21 protein-coding genes are annotated in these 19,598 nt (G+C 38.4%); 6 read left to right on the forward strand and 15 right to left on the reverse strand.

Annotation, left to right across the window (positions count from 1 at the left end):
• Positions 1-2: 2 nt before the first annotated feature.
• The 4 genes from ACQ334_RS09760 to pxpB are packed head-to-tail and all read right to left on the reverse strand — an operon-like array spanning position 3 to position 3,573.
• The gene (locus ACQ334_RS09760; RefSeq protein ID WP_430988014.1) at positions 3-1,184 is read right to left on the reverse strand and encodes an NRAMP family divalent metal transporter; all 1,182 of its coding nucleotides are present in this window, start codon (positions 1,182-1,184) and stop codon (positions 3-5) included.
• On the reverse strand, positions 1,174-1,887 hold the full coding sequence (locus ACQ334_RS09765; protein ID WP_430988015.1) for a 5-oxoprolinase subunit PxpA: 714 nt from the start codon (positions 1,885-1,887) through the stop codon (positions 1,174-1,176). The genes ACQ334_RS09760 and ACQ334_RS09765 overlap by 11 nt, the downstream gene beginning before the upstream one ends.
• Positions 1,884-2,867, reverse strand: coding sequence for a biotin-dependent carboxyltransferase family protein (locus ACQ334_RS09770; RefSeq protein WP_430988016.1), 984 nt, complete (start codon positions 2,865-2,867; stop codon positions 1,884-1,886). Before ACQ334_RS09770 ends, ACQ334_RS09765 begins: the two co-directional genes overlap by 4 nt.
• Positions 2,857-3,573, reverse strand: a complete 717-nt coding sequence (gene pxpB, locus ACQ334_RS09775; protein ID WP_430988328.1) for a 5-oxoprolinase subunit PxpB — start codon at positions 3,571-3,573, stop codon at positions 2,857-2,859. The genes ACQ334_RS09770 and pxpB overlap by 11 nt, the downstream gene beginning before the upstream one ends.
• Positions 3,574-3,597: 24 nt before the next feature.
• Here pxpB and ACQ334_RS09780 point away from each other — a divergent pair, with 24 nt between their 5' ends.
• Entirely contained in the window at positions 3,598-4,689 is a 1,092-nt protein-coding gene (locus ACQ334_RS09780) for a DUF2891 domain-containing protein (RefSeq protein ID WP_430988017.1), read from the forward strand.
• On the opposite strand, the gene ACQ334_RS09785 is transcribed toward ACQ334_RS09780, so the two are convergent.
• The 6 genes from ACQ334_RS09785 to pheS all read right to left on the reverse strand — a co-directional run bounded on the left by ACQ334_RS09785 (position 4,680) and on the right by pheS (position 10,418).
• Entirely contained in the window at positions 4,680-5,522 is an 843-nt protein-coding gene (locus ACQ334_RS09785) for a 3-hydroxyacyl-CoA dehydrogenase NAD-binding domain-containing protein (RefSeq protein ID WP_430988018.1), read from the reverse strand. The genes ACQ334_RS09780 and ACQ334_RS09785 overlap by 10 nt on opposite strands.
• Before the next feature lie 103 nt (positions 5,523-5,625).
• Positions 5,626-6,345, reverse strand: coding sequence for an OmpA family protein (locus tag ACQ334_RS09790; protein WP_430988019.1), 720 nt, complete (start codon positions 6,343-6,345; stop codon positions 5,626-5,628).
• Positions 6,346-6,372: 27 nt separating this feature from the next.
• Positions 6,373-6,873 (reverse strand): hypothetical protein, encoded by a 501-nt coding sequence (locus ACQ334_RS09795; protein ID WP_430988020.1) that lies wholly within the window; start codon positions 6,871-6,873, stop codon positions 6,373-6,375.
• Positions 6,874-7,066: 193 nt separating this feature from the next.
• Positions 7,067-7,564, reverse strand: coding sequence for a hypothetical protein (locus tag ACQ334_RS09800; RefSeq protein ID WP_430988021.1), 498 nt, complete (start codon positions 7,562-7,564; stop codon positions 7,067-7,069).
• Between the two features lie 52 nt (positions 7,565-7,616).
• Entirely contained in the window at positions 7,617-9,356 is a 1,740-nt protein-coding gene (locus tag ACQ334_RS09805) for a hypothetical protein (protein ID WP_430988022.1), read from the reverse strand.
• A gap of 39 nt (positions 9,357-9,395) precedes the next feature.
• Complete coding sequence (gene pheS, locus ACQ334_RS09810; protein ID WP_430988023.1) at positions 9,396-10,418, reverse strand: phenylalanine--tRNA ligase subunit alpha; 1,023 nt, start codon at positions 10,416-10,418, stop codon at positions 9,396-9,398.
• A 232-nt stretch (positions 10,419-10,650) separates the two neighbouring features.
• Here pheS and ACQ334_RS09815 point away from each other — a divergent pair, with 232 nt between their 5' ends.
• Positions 10,651-11,502, forward strand: a complete 852-nt coding sequence (locus ACQ334_RS09815; RefSeq protein ID WP_430988024.1) for a polysaccharide deacetylase family protein — start codon at positions 10,651-10,653, stop codon at positions 11,500-11,502.
• A gap of 136 nt (positions 11,503-11,638) precedes the next feature.
• Positions 11,639-12,406: a Bax inhibitor-1/YccA family protein gene (locus ACQ334_RS09820; RefSeq protein WP_430988025.1), complete on the forward strand. Its 768-nt coding sequence runs from the start codon at positions 11,639-11,641 to the stop codon at positions 12,404-12,406.
• Positions 12,407-12,458: 52 nt separating this feature from the next.
• Here the strand turns inward: ACQ334_RS09820 and ACQ334_RS09825 are convergent, their stop codons facing one another.
• From ACQ334_RS09825 to ACQ334_RS09845, 5 genes are all read right to left on the reverse strand, one after another.
• A complete protein-coding gene (locus ACQ334_RS09825; RefSeq protein WP_430988026.1) occupies positions 12,459-12,857 on the reverse strand; it encodes an arsenate reductase ArsC in 399 nt (132 codons plus the stop codon).
• Positions 12,858-12,913: 56 nt separating this feature from the next.
• Positions 12,914-13,402, reverse strand: a complete 489-nt coding sequence (locus ACQ334_RS09830) for a GNAT family N-acetyltransferase (RefSeq protein ID WP_430988027.1) — start codon at positions 13,400-13,402, stop codon at positions 12,914-12,916.
• Between the two features lie 100 nt (positions 13,403-13,502).
• Positions 13,503-14,360, reverse strand: a complete 858-nt coding sequence (locus ACQ334_RS09835) for an arsenite methyltransferase (RefSeq protein WP_430988028.1) — start codon at positions 14,358-14,360, stop codon at positions 13,503-13,505.
• A 30-nt stretch (positions 14,361-14,390) separates the two neighbouring features.
• Positions 14,391-14,726: an ArsR/SmtB family transcription factor gene (locus tag ACQ334_RS09840; RefSeq protein ID WP_430988029.1), complete on the reverse strand. Its 336-nt coding sequence runs from the start codon at positions 14,724-14,726 to the stop codon at positions 14,391-14,393.
• A gap of 193 nt (positions 14,727-14,919) precedes the next feature.
• Positions 14,920-15,708, reverse strand: coding sequence for a TIGR00266 family protein (locus ACQ334_RS09845; protein ID WP_430988030.1), 789 nt, complete (start codon positions 15,706-15,708; stop codon positions 14,920-14,922).
• Between the two features lie 200 nt (positions 15,709-15,908).
• On the opposite strand from ACQ334_RS09845, the gene ACQ334_RS09850 reads away from it, so the two are divergent.
• Genes ACQ334_RS09850 through ACQ334_RS09860 form a run of 3 tightly spaced genes read left to right on the forward strand, consistent with a single transcriptional unit; the run spans position 15,909 to position 19,589 of the window.
• Positions 15,909-16,679 carry an SDR family NAD(P)-dependent oxidoreductase gene (locus ACQ334_RS09850; RefSeq protein WP_430988031.1) on the forward strand — a complete coding sequence of 257 codons (771 nt, stop codon included), beginning with the start codon at positions 15,909-15,911 and terminating at the stop codon, positions 16,677-16,679.
• 12 nt (positions 16,680-16,691) lie between these two features.
• Positions 16,692-16,994 carry a hypothetical protein gene (locus ACQ334_RS09855; RefSeq protein ID WP_430988032.1) on the forward strand — a complete coding sequence of 101 codons (303 nt, stop codon included), beginning with the start codon at positions 16,692-16,694 and terminating at the stop codon, positions 16,992-16,994.
• Positions 16,995-17,003: 9 nt separating this feature from the next.
• Positions 17,004-19,589: an MGH1-like glycoside hydrolase domain-containing protein gene (locus ACQ334_RS09860; RefSeq protein ID WP_430988033.1), complete on the forward strand. Its 2,586-nt coding sequence runs from the start codon at positions 17,004-17,006 to the stop codon at positions 19,587-19,589.
• Positions 19,590-19,598 lie beyond the last annotated feature (9 nt).

The following is a 19,598-nucleotide window of genomic DNA, read 5'->3' on the forward strand; positions in this document are numbered from 1 at the left end:
TATTAAATGAATAAGCCACTTATTGCTTTTATGCCCATATAAGTCATGGCTGCAACTACCACCCAACCTGCTGCTGCCAACCAGTAGGGATGTTTGTAATTACCGGTGATTGTTTTTTTGTAGGCCGCTGCTAAAATAATACTTAATGCAAATGGTAATATTAAACCATTAATTGCGCCGGCCATTACCAGCACTTTTACCGGTTGCCCTACTATTAAAAAAATAATGGTGGAGAAAATAATAAAGGCTATGATTATCTCCCTGAATTTTTTTGTTACAACAGGGTGCAACAATTTTGCAAATGTTACCGAAGTAAATGCTGAACCTACTACAGAAGTAATAGCTGCACTCCATAAAACCAATCCGAAAATTTTATAGCCCACTTGTCCTGCTGCACTTTGAAAAACGGTTGCTGCAGGATTTTGTGTGCTCAATATGATACCCTGCCACACAATACCTAAAGCGGCTACAAATAAAAGTATCCGCATTAATGAAGCAATAAGAATTGCAGATACTGCACTTGTAGAAACAGATTTAATATTTTCTTCGCCGCTAATGCCAGCTTCCAGCAAACGATGTGCGCCTGCAAAACTGATATAACCGCCTACAGTTCCCCCAACAATAGTGAGAATGATGGTTTCGTTTATTGTATCAGGAACAAAAGTTTTCATTACAGCTTCTGCCATTGGCGGATGCGATTGAAAAGCCACAAACAAGGTTAAGCCGATCATGATAAAGCCTAAGAGCTTTGCAAAAATATCAATTGCTTTTCCGGCTTCTTTAAAAATAAAAACCACCACTGCAATTATGCAACTGATGATAGCACCTGTTTGCACACTGCAGCCTGTTAACACTTGTAAACCCAGGCCTGCACCTGCAATATTGCCGATATTAAAAGCAATGCCTCCCAAAATAATGAGTATCGATAAAACATAACCTGTGCCAGGTAAAACTTTATTCGCAATATCCTGTGCATATAATTTACTGATGCTGATAATGCGCCAGATATTTAATTGAGCACCGATATCCATCAATACAGAAATAAGAATTACAAAACCAAAACTTGCTTTTAACTCCGCAGTAAATTTTGTGGTTTGGGTAATAAAACCCGGGCCAATAGCAGATGTTGCCATTAAAAAAGCTGCGCCCAGTAAAGGGTCCGAAAGAAAGGATTTATTTTTCATTAAGTTTTTGATGAATGGCCTTTGCAAACTCAACAGCATGTGCCCCATCGCCGTGAACGCATATGGTGTCTGCCTTTACAAAAATCTCTTCGCCGGTTACTGCCTGCACTTTATTCTGACGTACAAATTGTATTACCTGTTGTACCACTGCTGCTTTATCCTGTAATAAAGCATTGGATTGATGGCGTGGTGTAAGTGAGCCATCACTTTGATAAGTTCGGTCGGCAAAAACTTCTGCAGCAGTTATCAAACCGAGTTTACTAGCTTCTTCAATCATTACAGAACCTGACAGACCGTAATAAATCAATGATGCATCAAAATCTTTCACAGCTTTTGCAATAGTTTTTGCCAGTACAGCATCTTTAGCTGCCATGTTGTATAAAGCACCGTGAGGTTTTACGTGATGCAGTCTTACTCCGCACTCTTTCGCCACTTTATTTATTGCTATCAATTGTTCAGTAACTACAGTATAAATTTCTTCTTCAGATAATTGCATTGGTGTTCTTCCAAAATTTTCCCTGTCGGGGAAAGATGGATGAGCACCAATATGAACGTTGCATTGCAAACAAAGTGCAATCACTTTACGCATAGTTGCAACATCGCCTGCATGATAGCCGCAGGCAATATTGGCGGAATTGATATAAGGCATCAACGCTGCTTCATTACCAATACCTTCTCCCATATCGCAATTAATATCGATCAATGTATTAAATATTTTTCGAGATAAAGTTGACAGCCATTTTTAATTTCCATCAATATTTGTTGCGTTGAAATTAAAGCATCTTCAGCTTCTTTTAAAGTAATGATGGCAAAACTAATTTTATTATTAGGGTTTAATTGGGCAAGTTTTGGCAGATCTGCTTTTATTACGGATGCAATACGGGGATAGCCGCCTGTAGTCTGGTGATCGGCCATTAAAACAATACAATTACCATCGGGTAATAATTGTATTACCCCTGCATCAACAGCAGATGAGATCAGTTCTGTGGTTTGTTGTAGCATAATTGTATTGCCAGTTAAGCGCAACCCCATTCTGTCGCTTTGATTACTGATAATAAAATTATTTTTTTCAAAATTATTTTTTGCTGTTTCATTCAGCCAATCGTATTCTACGCCTTTAATGCAACGGATATTGTTTTGAGGCTGATATATCTTCTCCAGTTGATATGCTGAAATCCTATGGGATAAAATTACGTTGGCTTCAAAAGAAAAATTATGCTTCCGAAAATTAATGACATCATTTTTTTGCAACGCTCTTCCTGAATAACCACCCACAGCAAGTTTTAAATGTGTGCTATAACTGTTGAGCCATTGTTGTGCCTGCCAGCCACCATGTACTGCCAAATATAATTTTGATCCTGATAAAGGTTGTTTGAATTGTAAAAGAGACCCTTTTTTAACCAATATTGTTTTCCAAACCGGAATTGCAGTGTTATTTATTGTGGCTGCAAAATCAGCACCGGCCAAACTAATTATAGCATCCTGCTGAAATAATATTTCCGGCGCAGGAAAACTGGTTTCCATTACTGCCTGTTGGTCATCATTACCACATAAATAATTCGCTGCCTTCATGGCAAAAATATCCATTGCTCCACCTGTGCCAATACCAATACCCCGATGGCCGGATCGTCCGGCATCATGCAATGTGGTGAGTACCCCTGGTTTGATAATTTTAATACTCATTTAGTTTTTCAAAATCCTCTTTACCGATAGAAACAAACTGCACATTATCTCCGGCTTGTAATAAACAAGGATTACTTTTTTGTGTATCGAAAATTTTTACCGGCGTTTGACCGATGAGTTGCCAGCCTCCCGGCGATTGCAAAGGATAGATACCTGTTTGAAGACCAGCAATACCAACGCTACCTGCTTTTACATTCGTACGTGGAGATGCAAGGCGTGGTGTGGCAATACGTTCATCCGCTTTACCCATATAGGCAAAGCCGGGTAAAAAGCCGATCATATACACACGGTAATTACTTGCAGTGTGTATACTAATCACTTCATCAACAGAAAGATGATGTTGTGCTGCTACATATTCAAGGTCCTCTCCATTATAATAAACGGGAATGGTTATTATTCTTTCCTTGTTATTAGTAACAATATCGGTTTCCTGTATTAATTGCGCTGTAAAATTTTTCACCCACTCAAATGCGGTTGTTGCATCCGGATTATTTTTTTTAACGATGGCCACATCATAAAAAATGGTGAGCGAACAATATGCAGGAACGGTTTCTATAAAACCTTTAAAATTACAATCGTTGAATGCCTGGTGTAAAGCAATTACTTTTTCGTTGATGCCTTCATCAATAGCCTTTTCAAAGGCAACCAGCAGTGCCGTTTCGTTTAATGGTGATATGGAATATTGTGGTGAAATAATAAATGCTATTTTTAATGATCAAAAATAGATACAATGACGGGTAAAAAAATATTCTTTCTTGTTTTTAGTTGGGCCATAGTTTGTTTTAGTAAAGCCCAGGATAAACACTACGAAAAAATAAACGGTCAGATAGTACTTACTGCAACCGGCGCTTCGCATTTTGCAAAACTTCCCTTGCGTTGTGCCGAAAAAGAATTCCCCTATAAAACCGGTATTACATTCAGTGATTCGTCATTAACAGGATCGCCTAAAAATTATCACCCCGCATTTTTTGGTTGCTTCGACTGGCACAGTAGTGTGCACGGCCACTGGATGCTGGTGCGGCTATTAAAATTGTATCCCAATATTGCAGAAGCTGCACAAATCCGCCAACTATTCAATAAACATTTTACTACAGAAAATATACAACAGGAATTACTGGTTTTTAAAAACAAAGACAATAAAAGTTTTGAACGTACTTATGGCTGGGCATGGTTACTACAATTGCAGGATGAGTTACTGAGCTGGAATGATGCCGATGCAAAAAAATGGGCGGCTGCCCTGCAGCCATTAGCAACCGAGCTTTCTACATTAACCGGCACCTACCTGGAGAAACTGATTTACCCGATAAGAGTGGGTGAACATAGTAATCTTGCTTTTGGCTTAAGCATGATGTATGATTATGCCATTCATCAAAATGATACTGCATTATCAAATACTATTAAAAAAACTGCTTTACGTTTTTATGCAGCAGACAACAATTGCCCGTTTAGCTGGGAGCCCAATGGCAATGATTTTTTAAGCCCTTGCCTGGAAGAAGCAGATTTAATGAGAAAAGTTTTACCCAAACAACAATTTACTGTTTGGGTAAAAAAATTTATGCCGCAATTGTTTGATAAAAAATTTTCTATAACCCCGGGGAAAGTAAATGACAGGACTGATGGCAAATTAGTACATCTTGATGGATTGAATTTAAGCAGGGCATGGTGCTTAAAAGGCATAGCAGCCAGCATCAACAATAAACACCTGCTCGACCTGGCTAATGAACATTTGGCAGCTGCACTACCACAAGTAGCAACAGGTAATTATGAAGGTGAACATTGGCTGGCTTCGTTTGCTGTGTATGCGTTAACTAATCAATACTGATAAAAACCTTTCCCTGTTTTTTTTCCCAGGTCTCCTTTAGCTACTTTATCCATTTGTATGGGTGATGGCGTAAAGCGTTCTGCTTTATCAAAGGCTTCGTATATACTTTGTGATACAGCCAGGTTGATATCCATACCGATAAGATCCATCAATTTAAATGGGCCCATTTTAAAACCTGTGGCTTCCATAATTGCATCAACATTTTCAAAAGATGCTTCTCCACGTTCAACTAATTTCATCGCCTCTAAATAATAATGCCTTGCAACACGGTTTACAATAAACCCCGGCGCATCTTTACATAATACCGGTACCTTATTCATTTGCTTGCACAAGTCGTAAATAGTTTGCGCAGCTTCGTCAGACGTTTGATTGCCTTTAACCACTTCCACCAGTTTCATTAATGGCGCAGGATTAAAAAAGTGCATGCCCACTACCCTTTCGGGATGAATTATTTCAGCTTGTATATCACTAACAGAAAGTGAAGAAGTATTGGTTGCAAAAATCACTTTGCTGTGATTAACCTCGGCCAGCTGATTAAAGATGCCCACTTTAGCAGCTATCTTTTCTACAATTGCTTCTATCACCACATCGGCAACGCAATCGTTAGTATCATTTACAAAACGTATCCGGCTATATATCATTTCTTTTTCCGCAGCAGTAATTTTTTGCTTGTCCACTAAGTATTGCAGATTTTTCTGAATAGCAATTTTCGCTTTTTCCAGCACTTCGCTATTAATATCAAACAATAAAGTATAACAACCACTTTGTGCAGCTACCTGTGCAATACCGCTACCCATTGTGCCGGCACCAATTACGCAAATCGTTTCTATCATTTACAGCTATTAAAGCATAAAGATATTATTTCTATTCTTACTTAAAATAAAAATGCCTTATTGCCAGGGTAGCAATAAGGCTATAGAAATTTATATACTCAGTTTAATTTTTTGTCGCTTCTGTTTTAGCATCAGCTTTCATTTTATCATTGGCAGTGATACCAAATTCCACACGCCTGTTTTCGGCCCGGTTGGCATCGGTGGTATTATCAACCTTTGGTTGAGATTCTCCATACCATTTGATGGTTAATCTTGAGGGTGCAATACCATTAACTTTTAAATAAGTACCTACTGCATCGGCTCTTTTCTGAGACAAAGTAAGATTATAAGTTTCCGTGCCTTTGTCATCAGTATGGCCTTCCACTAAAATATTGGTCTCAGGATATTCATTAAATATTTTAACGAGTTTATCTAATGCCAGTTTTGAATTACTGGTTATGGTGGCCTGGTTAAAATCGAAGTAAACGCCCATTTTAGAACCATCAGGATTTTTGTCGGGGAATGTTACCACAATACCTTCTCCTACTCTTTCTACTTCGGCACCTGGAATTTCTGTTTTAATTTTCTCTGCCTGGCGATCCATTTTATTACCAATGATGCCACCTGCAACTCCACCAATAACACCGCCAATAACAGCACCTAAAACAGTGTTCCCTTTTTTACCTACATTATTGCCAATGATACCACCAATAACGGCACCGCCTGCGGTACCAATGGCAGCACCTCTTTGTGTTTTATTGGTCTTCTGTACTGTTTTACATCCGCTTACCAGTAATGCAATAACTGCTACTGATAAAATTGTTTTTCCAAAAATTGTCTTCATAATATATTAGTTTGATCGGTTGAGTATTTATTTTTTTACAAAATTATAAATGATAGCAGCTGGCCTTCCCTCAAATGTTATTTCAGAGCGTAGCTTCATTTGAGCAGCATCCAGCTGTGTGATCTTTAACCTAAAGCCGGCATTATCATCCATCGGATTTTTTTTATCATCCAGTCTTTTAAATTGAAATTCCTTAGGCAGATCTTTAGGTTCGTATACCGACCAGCGAATAGATCTTTTAATAGCAGGACATTCTTTTTTTGTATCTACAATTGTGTAGCTGCCTGTACTGTTATTGGCAAGAAAATTCCATTCACTACCTATAAAGCAACCAAAATCCGCTTCATTAAAGATCCTGGTTTTGGCAACTCCTGTTATGCCTTCTGCTGTTATGGTTTGCAGTACCCAGTTACCGTTAATATTCTTTTTAATACCCCTGGCTTCATTTGAAACAGAACAAGAGCCCAGCACAGTTGTAACTACAATACATAGTGCTACTAATTTTTTACTAAAAGTTTTGTTGTTCATACGATTGATTTTTTTATATGCCTTTCTATGGCAGCTTTTCAATTATAATGCCAAAGGTGGTATAGCTATAAATTTTTTGAAGAAAATGCCCGTTGCGGAGTTTTTATAATATACTTGCTGCAAAAGATATAGCAGGTATTAAGACGCAAAAAAAGTGAAAAGAGTTGTTTGAGAGAGATTCTATGAAGAACAATTATTTATCTGCCAGCAAAACTGCATGATTTACATATTCTAATCCGCTGTCATTTATAGAATAGGTAGTCGCAGCAATATCAATGAAATAATACTTCAGTGCATCGATATTTTTATTGCGTAGAATAGAGTTGAAGATTTTTTTTGAACTTTTAATGACCAGTGTATCATTTTCAATTGTATAAGCTCCCCCTGAAACTGTTCTTTGTAAACAGCCTGCATAAGAAGCAATAAATTTATTTTCTTTTAATAGAACAATAAATGCAATATCATACATGGTGGATGAAATACTGTAAATTTTCAATGGTCCAAGTTCTTTAAAATCCTTGGCCAAAGTATCTTTTTTAAAATTGCGAAAATAAACCTTTGATGAATTAAGGCTTACCGGGTAAGTAATTTGATGCCTTTTTAATACAAAGAATTTTTCATTACTGCTTTGCTTTTGTGCAAAACAAAAAGCGTTTATGAAAAACAGCAGTATAAAAAATAAGTACTTCATCTTTTATATTATACCATTTTCATAAACGCTTTCGATAGCTGCAAACTAACAATTATTTTATACTCAACCTTGCAATCGCAATTTTCGTTTTACCCAACATCCTGTCTTCTTTACCAATCATGTAAAGGTCTTTTCCTAAAACAGAACTGAGCCTTGGCATTGCGGTAGGCACTTCTTTATTATTAAACAAGGAAGCTCTTGTATATTTTCCTGTAATAGGATTTAAGCTGATAGCAAAACAATCGGATTTTCCGAAGTAGCTTATCTTTTTTACTTTTTGTCCAAGCTGCAATACCTTATCATTTTTTTTATTGTCGTTGAAGATTATATTCAGCGAATTGTTAGCAGGCAATACACCATAGCCTGCATAAAACGGCCAGTTAAAGCCACCTCTGAAAAAGTTAAAGCTCATGCTGATGCCGTTTGCCGGCCCACTGCTGGAACTGGTTTGAATTACTTCCCGTTGTTGCTTAGGTACAATATTCAGCCAGCCGATATTTCCTGCAGCATCAATCTTACTCATCATAATATCACCACATTCGTATACCTGGTAAGTGGTGCTGGTGGTTCTGCCCATTGAAAGGCCGGTACCGCCGGAGGTGGAATAACTTGTTGTGGTGTAAGAATAACTGTTATATTTTTCTGCCAGTATCACAAGGCCATTATCGGCAGTGTAAATAAAATTGCGGAAGCGCATGTATTTTGAAAAACCATCTTCATCATTCTGAATTTTCTCCAGCTTTTCTCTTTCTTTTCTTTCTTTCCTGCTTTCATCATCGTCGTCATCGCCATTATCATCTTCAACAGTGGTGATCATAGAAGTATTAATATCTTTCTGACTTGTGGTAATGATTTCGCCTGTTGCAGGATTGATACGTTGTACCAGCATACCATTAATTTCACGGCCTCTTTTTTCATCGCTGTAAAATGCTGCCAGTACTAATTCTTTTACCGGTAACTGCATTACTTTAGTACTTACCAGCCATTTGGCATTAATAGCAGTATTAATTTCTTTTAGCTGTTTGCCTTGGTTATTGTAGATCCTGATAACGTAATTTTTAAAATCCAGGTATTTTGCTTTTTTCTTTTTCCCTTCCTGGTATTCGTATTCTCTGCCCACCATTACCACATTGCCATTGCTGGTGTATACTACGTCTTCCAAAACAAAAGTTTTAGGATCAAATTCATTACTGATAGCAATGGGCTTATCTACGGCTTTCATTTTATCATCAAACTGCCGTACTTCATAATTATTTTTTTCTCTACCCTCTACAGTACTTACCAAAACCATTTTGGTGCTATCTGAATTATAAGAGGCTTTAAAGCTGATGTCTTCACTCTTTTCATCTTTCTGCCAACTGGTTACTTCGGTAAATTCTCCGGCTAATTCTCCGGATGCTTTATTGATCTCTGCTGCAAAAAGGGTGAGTGTTTTATCTTTTTTGCTGTAATCCGTTGCCAATAAAAATAATTTATCTTTCAAAAAGAAAAAGCTTTCATACTCTTTACCCTTTAATTCCTTATTGAAATTATTACTGTATTCTTCTTTAAGATCCTTATCTAATTTAGTGAGTGTGGCAGACTCTCTTACAGTTGCCCCGATAACAAAATAACTTTTTAATGCAAAGTGCGATTCTTTTACATACACCCCGGTGTTATCCGTATGTATTACTTCCAGGTCGGTACTGCCTTTTTTAAGTTTGAATTCATCGCCCCAGGTAACATTTGCTGATTGTGCAAAACTTAGCGACACCAGCATCGTAAACAATGCGGTAAAAAAAAGAGTCTTCATGTGCTGATTTTTATTTTTGGATTAAGGTTTATGTGAAATTTATACGGCGCTCGTAAATTGTTTTAAAAAGCGCAGGTCGTTTTCGCTAAACAACCGTAGATCTTTTATCTGGTATTTCAACATTGTAATTCTTTCGATACCCATACCAAATGCAAAGCCGGTATATTTATTACTGTCGATACCACAATTATCCAAAACATTCGGATGTACCATACCGCAACCTAAAATTTCTACCCAGCCGGTATGTTTGCAAACATTACAACCGCTGCCACCACATATCAGGCAACTGATATCCATTTCGGCACTGGGCTCGGTAAATGGGAAATAACTGGGGCGAAAACGCACTTTCACGGTTGCACCAAACATTTCCTGTACAAAAAAGTAGAGCGTTTGTTTAAGATCGGCAAAGGAAACATTTTCTGCAATGTATAAACCTTCTACCTGGTGAAAAAAGCAATGCGCCCTTGCACTGATGGTTTCATTTCTGTACACTCTTCCCGGGCAGATAATGCGTATCGGTAATTTTCCTTTTTGCATTTCACGTACCTGTACACTTGAGGTATGGGTACGCAATAACCAATCCGGATTCTGAGAAATGTAAAACGTATCCTGCATATCACGTGCCGGATGATTTTCCGGCAAATTCAATGCAGAGAAATTATGAAAATCATCTTCAATCTCAGGCCCTTCTGCCACTGCAAAACCAAGGCGTTGAAAGATAGAAATGATCCTGTTCTTTACTAAACTGATGGGATGCCGGCTGCCTAACGGAAGGTTATCACCGGGTAAAGTTAAATCGATCGCATCGTGAGTAGCGGGTGGTGAGTCGTGAGCAGCAGCTTTAAGATCTTCAAATTTTGCTTCTGTAAAAAGTTTGAATTCATTTAATAATTGCCCGGCTTCTTTTTTATTTTCTGCCGCTACATTTTTCATTTCGCCCATGATGGTTTTTACCAGGCCTTTGGTGCCGAGGTATTTAATACGAAATGTTTCTGCATCACCGCCATTCCAGGCTGTAATTTCTTCCTTTAGTGCTGTTATCTGGTTTACCAACTGTTCCATAGGGCAAATATACAAAGTTAGGGCTTAGGAGTTACGGGTTACGGGTTGTTTTAGTTACGGGTTACGGGTTTGTTGATTGTTTGCGGGTAACCAAAACAACAATCAATAACTAAAATAACCCGTAACCCTTAACCTGTAACATTTTTGTATTTTTTAACAGCCTCTCATTTGGAAATAAACCTCCCCCGCTAATATCTTCACTAAACAATTAAATTTTATAATCAAAACCATTATGGACCCTGACTCTGAGGTTGAGCAAGCCACCTCTACAATTTTAAAAACTACTTTTATTACTGTTGTTTTTTCCGCCTGCAGCTACTACAAAACCGAAACAACAGCATCCGTTAGTAACATTCAATTTTCTTTACCCGACTCTACCAGTAAAACAGCTACCCCGCCTTTACCCAGGAAGAAAAAGAAAACCATCTACCTCACTTTTGATGATGGGCCCAACAGAGGCACCAAAAAAATGATGCACATTGTAGAAGAAGAAGCAGTGCCTGTTACTTTATTTATTGTTGGCCAGCATGTGTATGGCAGCAGGGAACAAACTGCTACATTCGACAGTCTTGTTGCCAGCAAATATTTTGAAATTGCCAACCACAGTTTTACACATGCTTTTCAAAATAAGTTTGCCAAATTTTATACGGTACCTGACAGTGCAGTAAAAGATTTTATCCGCTGTGCAGATAGTTTGCATTTAACTGCCAATATCATCCGTACTCCGGGAAGAAATATCTGGCGCACGGCAAATATTACCAGCACCGATATTAAGACGAGTATATCCACAGCAGACAGTTTATATAAAGATGGCTTTACAGAAGTGGGCTGGGACCTGGAGTGGCATTTTAATGATAGTTTGAAATTGAAAAACACCAGCGATGAAATGGTGCTGCAGATAGATAGTATGTTTGCACACAACAAAACCAAAACACCAGGCCATTTGGTATTACTGGCTCACGACCAGGTGTATGAAGATATTGCAGACTCTACTGAGCTACACCAGTTTATAAAAAAGCTGAAAGCAACCGACGAATATGATTTTGAAACGGTGAGCAAATACCCGGGGTTAAAGCGTGAGTAGTGAAGGGTGAGTGATGAGTCTTCAGACATGAGTGGTAAATACGCTGCATGTCGGGTGTACTCACGACTGACGATTGACCACTCACGTTTGACGTTTCGCAGGAATTGCTTAATTTTAATATCTAAATTTTATAATTATGGCTTTATTCAAATCCGGCAATCCGGCCTTATCCGAAAAAAGATTCAGGGATACAGTGCTGGATGATGTGATAACACACGAAAACGCAATGACCGTAAAAGGCACGTTGCAAAAATTTGGTTTTTTAATGTTGATGGTTTTAGGCACTTCTTTTTATTCCTGGAAAGAATTTGCAGAAAGAGGTAATGTAATGCCGCTGATATTGATTGGTGGCTTTGGAGGTTTGGTAGTAGCAATAGTAATGGCATTTAAAAAAGAATGGAGTGCATACCTGGCTCCTGCTTATGCTTTACTGGAAGGTTTATTTGTCGGCGCTATATCAGCCTACTACAGTGAAGCTTTTGCAGCAAAAGCTCCCAATATTGTAATTAATGCTGTGGGCTTAACATTGGGTACTGCGGTTGCAATGTACCTGTTGTATAGTTTCAGAATTATTAAAGCGACTGAAAAATTTAAATCAGTAATTATTACTGCCACTGCTGGTATTGCTATTTTTTACCTTATTGTTTGGGTAATGCGCATGTTTGGTTTTGACAATTTTACTTTTTTACATGAAGGCAGCATGATGGGCATTGGCTTTTCATTATTTGTAGTAGCTATTGCTGCACTCAACCTTATTTTAGATTTTGATATGATTGAGAATGGAGCAGCAATGGGTGCTCCTAAATACATGGAATGGTATGGTGCTTTTGGTTTGCTGGTTACCATTGTTTGGTTATACCTTGAAATTTTAAGGTTGCTGAGTAAATTAAACAGCAGGAATTAATAGTGCTTGATAAGAGATTAAAAAATGTCCCGGAAATTTCCGGGACATTTTTTTAATCAAGATTCTTGATCAGTTCTTCCACTTTACCTTTTATAAAATCTCTCACTTCATTAAATGCCGCTGGTTCCATATGTTTGGGATCAGGTATTTGCCAGTCGATAAATTGTTGGGCGGGCATCCAGGGGCAGGCATCGCCGCAACCCATGGTTACTACTGCATCAAAGGGTGCAAATGCTTTTACTTCATCCAAACTTTTACTATCATGTGTACTTAAGTCATAGCCCAGCTCCTTCATGGCAGCAATTGCTTTAGGGTTTACAATGCCACTCGGTTTACTTCCGGCGCTATAGGCTTCCACATTTTCGCCGCCAATAATTTTTGCAAATGCCTGGCTCATTTGAGAGCGGTTGCTATTTTCGATGCAAACAAAAAGTAGTTTCTTTTTTTTCATATTTTTTTGTCTCCGGTAATTTTACCGGGTGAGCCACCCTTTTGGGGTGACCCACCCTATATTCCTGTTATTGAACTTCTTCTTTCTAATAATAAAGTATCACGCCAGCTATTTTCCATCTTTCCTATCTTTTCTCTACGTCCTATAATCCTGAAACCGCAATCCTCATGAATTTTTATGCTGCTTATATTTTCAGGAAAGATCCCTGCCTGCAAAGTCCAGAAATTATTTTTTTCACTTTCCTCAATTAATGCCTGTAATAATTTTTTGCCAATGCCTTTTCCTCTTGCAGCATCTGCTACATACACACTCACTTCGGCCACGCCGGCGTATACACAACGCCCACTCACTGCCGTTAGAGCAGCCCATCCAAGTACTTTATTATTTTCATTAGCAATCAATCTTGAATTTTTTACATGGCTTGCGTCCCATTCTTCCCATTCGGGTGCAGTGGTTTGAAAAGTGGCGTTGCCCGTAGCAATACCTTCTTCATAAATTTTTTTTACAGATGACCAGTGTTCTGGCAGCATTGTTTTTATTTCCATGGTTATAAGTTTAAATTAAGGTTGTCAACTTTTTAAAAGTTAACAACCTTTAAAATCATTTGGGTGAGCCACCCTAATGGGGTGACCCACCCAAATGATTTTAACAACATCCGCTTCCCGGTTCACAACAATTCCTGCCATCCTTTGCAGGTTTTTCTGCGTATACTGTAATACTGGTGATCTTTGTTTTTCCGTTCTTATAAGTTTGAATTTCTTCTGCACTTAAATAATTAGCTAAAATATCATCTGGTATAATGATGGCTTTATCTTTTTGCAAACTGATATTTTTAAAACCTGCCTGCTCAATAATTTCCAGGTACACCTGTTTTTGAATAGCGCCTGAAACACAACCTGCATATAGTTCTGCTACTTGTTTCCATTTGTCTGGCAAATTGCCTTCGAGTACAATATCGCTGATAGAAAAATGGCCTCCCGGTTTCAGCACCCTGAAAATTTCGCTGATCACTTTGTATTTGTTAGGCACTAAATTCAATACGCAATTACTTACAATTACATCAGCATAATTACTCGTTACAGGCATATCATCAATATCGCCCAAACGGAATTCCACCTTATTCAATCCCAATTTTTCAGCATTGGCCCTGGCTTTTTTTACCATGGCTTCGGTAAAATCAACACCCAATACTTTTCCTTTGTCGCCCGTAAAACGGCGGGCAATAAAAGCATCATTGCCTGCACCACTACCCAGGTCAATAACGGTATCGCCTTCCTTAATTTTTGCAAATTCGGTGGGCAATCCGCAACCTAATCCCAGGTCTGCATCAGGATTATACCCTTCCAGCCTGGTGTAATCATCTGCCATAATGTTGTATACTTCATCACCGCAACAGGATGATGTAGCGCCACAGCAGGAAGTGGCGTTTTGAGCTTGGCTTTGTTCCGCAATGGCGGCATACTTTTCTTTTACCAGTTCTTTCATTTCAAGTTCGTTGTTCATGGCTATACTTTTTATGTTGAAAAAATTATTTTAACAGCAGGCTTTTTCATTCTGCACCTTAAGTTTATTAAATAAGAAACTGAATTCACCCATAAATTTCTCAAAGGCTTTCCAGTTAATGCAATAACAACTGCGTGGGCCATCTACACTACCGTCAATCAACCCGGCATTCTTTAATTCTTTTAAATGCTGGCTTACGGTACTTTGTGCTAAGGGCAATACTTCCACTATTTCGCCGCAGATACATTCATTGCGTTGTGCCAGAATTTTTAATATGGCAATACGTGCAGGATGTGCTATGGCCTTGGCAAATTCTGCCAGGTCCTGTTCTTTTTGAGTAAATGCTTCTTTTTTATGAATTGCCATTAATCGTGTTTTTACGATGAATAAGTGTAATAAAAAAGACGATTCATTCGTCTGTAATAATTTATATCGCAAATATACGATTAAAGGAATTTAATTGCCAAATTTATTTTATAAAAAAGCCACGCAGGATGCCCTGGCAGTTAACAAAGAAGTCAACTTTTTAAAAGTTGACTTCTTTAAAATACTTATACTCTTACTCTCTTCCGTCTAATAAATTACCTAAGCCGCCGAGAATACTTCCTTCTTCTTTACGATGGTAAGTGTACTGTTGTAACCTGCCGGCCAAACGGCTGATGGGCAAACTTTGCAACCACACTTTACCCGGGCCGGTTAATTTGGCAAAAAATAATCCTTCGCCGCCAAACATCCAGTTTTTAATTCCTCTTACCATTTCAATGTCAAAATCTACTGAAGGGGTATAGGCTACAATACAACCCGTATCTACTTTTAATATTTCGCCGGGTTGCAGGTCTTTTTCAATAATGTACCCTCCTGCATGTGCAAATGCAAACCCATCGCCTTCTAATTTTTCCATAATAAAACCTTCGCCACCAAAAATACCGGTGCCCAATCTTCTCTGGAATTCAATACCAATACTCACGCCTTTTGCGGCACATAAAAAAGCATCTTTTTGTGCAATTACTTTACCACCCAGTTTTGCCAGGTCAAATACTATTATTTTTCCGGTGTAAGGTGCAGCAAAACTTACTCTCTTTTTTCCTTGCCCGGCATTGGTAAATGCGGTCATAAATAAACTTTCACCCACCAGTAATCTTTTACCGGCGCTGAATAATTTTCCCAGCAGGCTGTTATCCTGTTGCTGGCTGCCATCGCCAAAAAGCGTTTGCATTTCAATGCCATTATCCATCATCATAAAGGCGCCGCTTTCTGCAATAGCGGTTTCGTTGGGGTCTAATTCTATTTCTACAAACTGGAGCTCTTCTCCGTAAATCTTGTAATCAATTTCGTGTGCTGTTGCCATGGTTATATTTTTCTGTAAATATAATTCTATTGCAAAATATTTTTTACAAAAAGAATGATAAAGGGTTGCCAACCTTTATAAGAGTGCAACACAGTTAAACAGGTAAAAGGTTGGTAACCCTGCATTGCGTTAACGCTTGTTTTACTAAAAAAACAAAATACCTGTTGCATCTTTACCGAACTTCACTAAAAAAAAATACAATGGGAAAGTTTTCAGGCAAAACAGTTTTAATTACCGGTAGCGGCCGTGGTATTGGCCGTGCTATTGCAGTAAAATTTGGCCAGGAAGGTGCCAACGTAGTAGTAAATGATTTACGTGATGATGATAATGCAAAAGAAACCATTAACCAGGTGCTGGCAACAGGAGCCAAAGCGGTTTTTTTACAAGCAGATATCAGTAAGGTAGAAAATGTACAGGCTTTGCTAACGCAGGCAGTGCAGGCATTCGGGCAACTGGATATTTTAATTAACAACGCCGGTGTAGAAATTCATGCGCCCTTTTGGGAAGTTACCGAACAGCAATACGATATTGTAATGAGTGTAAATGTAAAAGGCATGTTCTTTTTAACGCAGGCATTTGTACAATATTTAAAAACCAATAACCGGCCCGGTGTAATTGTAAACAACAGCAGTGTGCATGAAGAAATTCCTTTCCCTAATTTTACTGCTTACTGTGCAAGCAAGGGTGCTATGCAAATGATCATGCGTAACCTGGCTGTTGAGCTGGCCCCATTAAATATCCGTATTAACAATGTGGCACCGGGTGCCATACGCACACCAATTAACGCAGACCTTTTAAGCAAGCCTGAATTATTAGGGCCTTTACAAAATAATATTTCCTTACATCGCCTGGGTGAACCGGAAGATGTGGCGAATGTGATGGCTTTTTTGGCAAGTGACGATGCCAAATATGTAACGGGCAGTACTTACTATGTTGATGGCGGTTTAGCTTATCATTACACCGAGCAATAAAATATTTTGCTGATGCTAAATAAAGATCATAAATCGTCCCATATTTTAAATGCGTCATCCAATTTACTGGGTATTTGTTTTGTAGTGTTAACTTCACTGAAGGTTTTAAATATTGCTCAAAAATCTTTGATAGATGAATTTACAACTGCTGCTATAATTTTATTTATGGCCAGTTGTATACTTTCGTTTTTATCTATAAGGGGTAACATCAAAAATGAAAGCCGGTTGGAAAATATTGCCGACTTCTTTTTTCTGGCCGGTATTTCACTTTTATTTATTACTACATTATTATTTTCTTTTAACGTTATATACTAACAGCCCATTATGGATGAAGAGCAGTCAAGATTAAATGAATACAATGCCGGTAAAAAAAACTGGCTGCACTGGGGTTGTTACCTCAGCGAAAGACAATGGGGAACGGTGAGGGAAGATTATAGTGCCGGGGGCGATGCATGGAATTATTTTCCGCATCACCAGGCCATCAGCCGTGTATACCGCTGGGGCGAAGATGGTATTGCCGGCATTAGTGATGAGCAACAGTATTTATGTTTTGCTTTGGCGATGTGGAACGGCAAAGACCCGATATTAAAAGAACGATTGTTTGGTTTAACCAATGGCGAAGGTAATCATGGTGAGGATGTAAAGGAATTGTATTATTACTTAGACAATACCCCCACACATAGTTACATGAAGTACCTGTACAAGTATCCGCAGGCAGAATTTCCTTATGATGATCTGTTGGTAACCAACAGCGAACGTAACAAACAACAACCCGAATATGAATTGTTAGACACCGGTATTTTTAATAACGATAAATATTTTGATATTGCAACAGAATATGCAAAAGCTGACATTGATGATATTTTAATACGGATAACAATCAGTAACCGTGCCGGTGAAGCAGCCACGCTGCACCTCTTGCCCACACTGTGGTTCAGAAATACCTGGAAATTTGGATTGACAAAAGAAAAAATTTCGATGAGTTTGCAAGATGATGGCAGGTCTATAAAAACACAACACGAAAATTTACCAGACTACTATTTTTATTTTCAAGAAGCGGATAAAGTTTTATTCACTGAAAATAAAAACAATAAAAAATTATTGTGGGGTACAGGTGATAAACATCCCTGCAGGAAAGATGCTTTTCATAAAGCCATTATACAAAATGATTTTAGTTTTTTAGAGGATAAAAAAGAAGGTACCAAAGCATCGCCATTGTATATTTTAAAAATGGCGGCGCAGGAAACTACTACCATTTACTTAAGGCTTACTACTCAACAGATGCAGGAACCATTTGATGATGCCTTTGCGGCCTGCTTTGATAAACGTAAAAAAGAAGCGGATACATTTTACAAAGGGCTGATAAAAGAAAACGAAACTGCACAACATGCCGAAGTAAGAAGGCAGGCGTTGGCAGGCATGTTGTGGAGTAAACAATTTTATTATTATGATGTAGCCACCTGGTTAAAAGGTGATGCCAGGCAACCTATTCCACCGGCGCAAAGATGGCAGGGCCGCAATACCAACTGGCAGGCATTTAAAGCTGCCGATATTATCAGCATGCCCGACAAATGGGAGTATCCCTGGTTTGCTGCATGGGACCTAGCTTTTCATTCCATAGCTATTGCCGAAGTGGATATTGGTTTTGCAAAAAAACAATTGTTGTTATTATTTGGAGAAAATTATCTTTCCGCCGATGGCCAATTGCCTGCATACGAATGGAATTTCAGTGATGTGAATCCGCCGGTGCAGGCTTTAGCGGCACTGGAAATTTGCAGGATAGAAAAAAGCAGATTTGGAAAAATGGATGCTGATTTTTTACAAACTATTTTTCCTTTATTGCTGAAAAATTATAATTGGTGGCAAACCAGGGAAGATGCTAATCACAATAATGTATTTGAAGGCGGCTTTTTAGGTTTGGATAATATCAGTGTATTCGATCGGAGCAATGGTTTACCCGAAGGCGGCAGGCTTGATCAGGCTGATGGCACGGCCTGGATGGCTTTGTTCAGTTTAAATATGCTGGAGATGGCATTGCTGCTTTGCAAAAAAGATATAAAGTATGAAGAGGATTGCATCAACTTCTTCAATCATTTTGTGCAAATCGCAGGTTCGTTACAACAAATATCAAATGTTTGGGCTGATACAAATGTTTATGATGATGGATTTTTTTACGATGTATTACAATTGCCTGATGGAAGAAGTATTCCTGTAAAACTGCGATCAATAGCCGGTATCATTCCTTTGCTGGCAGTATTGTACATTAGCAAAGAACAATTAAAAACTACGCCACGTTTGGAACAACTGATCTGCAATTTTGAAAATAGTAATACCCGTTACCAGGTTGTTGATGATGCTCCGGATAAAAATGCGGCGTTGCTTTCTTTATTAACGCCACAACAATTACAATCTTTATTACCGGTATTGTTTGATGAGAACGAAATGCTTTCTCCGGGTGGTATACGTTCTGTAAGCAAAGTGTATGAAAATGGTTTTGAATTGACTATTGATGGGCAGGATTATGGATTGAAATATATGCCCGGTGAAAGTGACAACGGTATGTATGGCGGCAACAGCAACTGGCGTGGCCCTGTATGGATGCCCTTAAATTTTTTAATTGTTCGTGCTTTAAAGATTTATGCAAAATTTTACAAAAACGAAATCACATTTAATTTTTGCAACACGCCTATTTCTATTGCGGATGGAGCAGGTGAATTATCACAACGGCTGATGAATATGTTTGTGCCTGATGATAGTGGCAACAGGCCCATACATGGTCAATACGATATTTATCAAACTGAACATTTTGAAGACCTGGTATTGTTTTACGAACATTTTCATGGAGAAACATCGCATGGTATCGGCGCATCGCATCAAACAGGATGGACAGGATTGGCAGCAGTTTTATAATTAGCTTTA

The sequence above is a fragment of the Ferruginibacter sp. SUN106 genome, assembly GCF_050611765.1.
Lineage (GTDB): Bacteria > Bacteroidota > Bacteroidia > Chitinophagales > Chitinophagaceae > Ferruginibacter.

Excerpts from the sequence above, each read along its gene's own strand:
- ACQ334_RS09825 (WP_430988026.1), bottom strand. The coding sequence starts at position 12,857 with ATGAAAAAAAAGAAACTACTTTTTGTTTGCATCGAAAATAGCAACCGC.
- ACQ334_RS09840 (WP_430988029.1), bottom strand. The coding sequence starts at position 14,726 with ATGGCAATTCATAAAAAAGAAGCATTTACTCAAAAAGAACAGGACCTG.
- ACQ334_RS09780 (WP_430988017.1), top strand. The coding sequence starts at position 3,598 with ATGACGGGTAAAAAAATATTCTTTCTTGTTTTTAGTTGGGCCATAGTT.
- ACQ334_RS09830 (WP_430988027.1), bottom strand. The coding sequence starts at position 13,402 with ATGGAAATAAAAACAATGCTGCCAGAACACTGGTCATCTGTAAAAAAA.
- pheS (WP_430988023.1), bottom strand. The coding sequence starts at position 10,418 with ATGGAACAGTTGGTAAACCAGATAACAGCACTAAAGGAAGAAATTACA.
- ACQ334_RS09820 (WP_430988025.1), top strand. The coding sequence starts at position 11,639 with ATGGCTTTATTCAAATCCGGCAATCCGGCCTTATCCGAAAAAAGATTC.
- ACQ334_RS09855 (WP_430988032.1), top strand. The coding sequence starts at position 16,692 with ATGCTAAATAAAGATCATAAATCGTCCCATATTTTAAATGCGTCATCC.
- ACQ334_RS09770 (WP_430988016.1), bottom strand. The coding sequence starts at position 2,867 with ATGAGTATTAAAATTATCAAACCAGGGGTACTCACCACATTGCATGAT.
- ACQ334_RS09835 (WP_430988028.1), bottom strand. The coding sequence starts at position 14,360 with ATGAACAACGAACTTGAAATGAAAGAACTGGTAAAAGAAAAGTATGCC.
- ACQ334_RS09860 (WP_430988033.1), top strand. The coding sequence starts at position 17,004 with ATGGATGAAGAGCAGTCAAGATTAAATGAATACAATGCCGGTAAAAAA.
- ACQ334_RS09785 (WP_430988018.1), bottom strand. The coding sequence starts at position 5,522 with ATGATAGAAACGATTTGCGTAATTGGTGCCGGCACAATGGGTAGCGGT.
- ACQ334_RS09790 (WP_430988019.1), bottom strand. The coding sequence starts at position 6,345 with ATGAAGACAATTTTTGGAAAAACAATTTTATCAGTAGCAGTTATTGCA.
- ACQ334_RS09815 (WP_430988024.1), top strand. The coding sequence starts at position 10,651 with ATGGACCCTGACTCTGAGGTTGAGCAAGCCACCTCTACAATTTTAAAA.
- ACQ334_RS09850 (WP_430988031.1), top strand. The coding sequence starts at position 15,909 with ATGGGAAAGTTTTCAGGCAAAACAGTTTTAATTACCGGTAGCGGCCGT.
- ACQ334_RS09805 (WP_430988022.1), bottom strand. The coding sequence starts at position 9,356 with ATGAAGACTCTTTTTTTTACCGCATTGTTTACGATGCTGGTGTCGCTA.
- ACQ334_RS09800 (WP_430988021.1), bottom strand. The coding sequence starts at position 7,564 with ATGAAGTACTTATTTTTTATACTGCTGTTTTTCATAAACGCTTTTTGT.
- ACQ334_RS09795 (WP_430988020.1), bottom strand. The coding sequence starts at position 6,873 with ATGAACAACAAAACTTTTAGTAAAAAATTAGTAGCACTATGTATTGTA.
- ACQ334_RS09845 (WP_430988030.1), bottom strand. The coding sequence starts at position 15,708 with ATGGCAACAGCACACGAAATTGATTACAAGATTTACGGAGAAGAGCTC.
- ACQ334_RS09760 (WP_430988014.1), bottom strand. The coding sequence starts at position 1,184 with ATGAAAAATAAATCCTTTCTTTCGGACCCTTTACTGGGCGCAGCTTTT.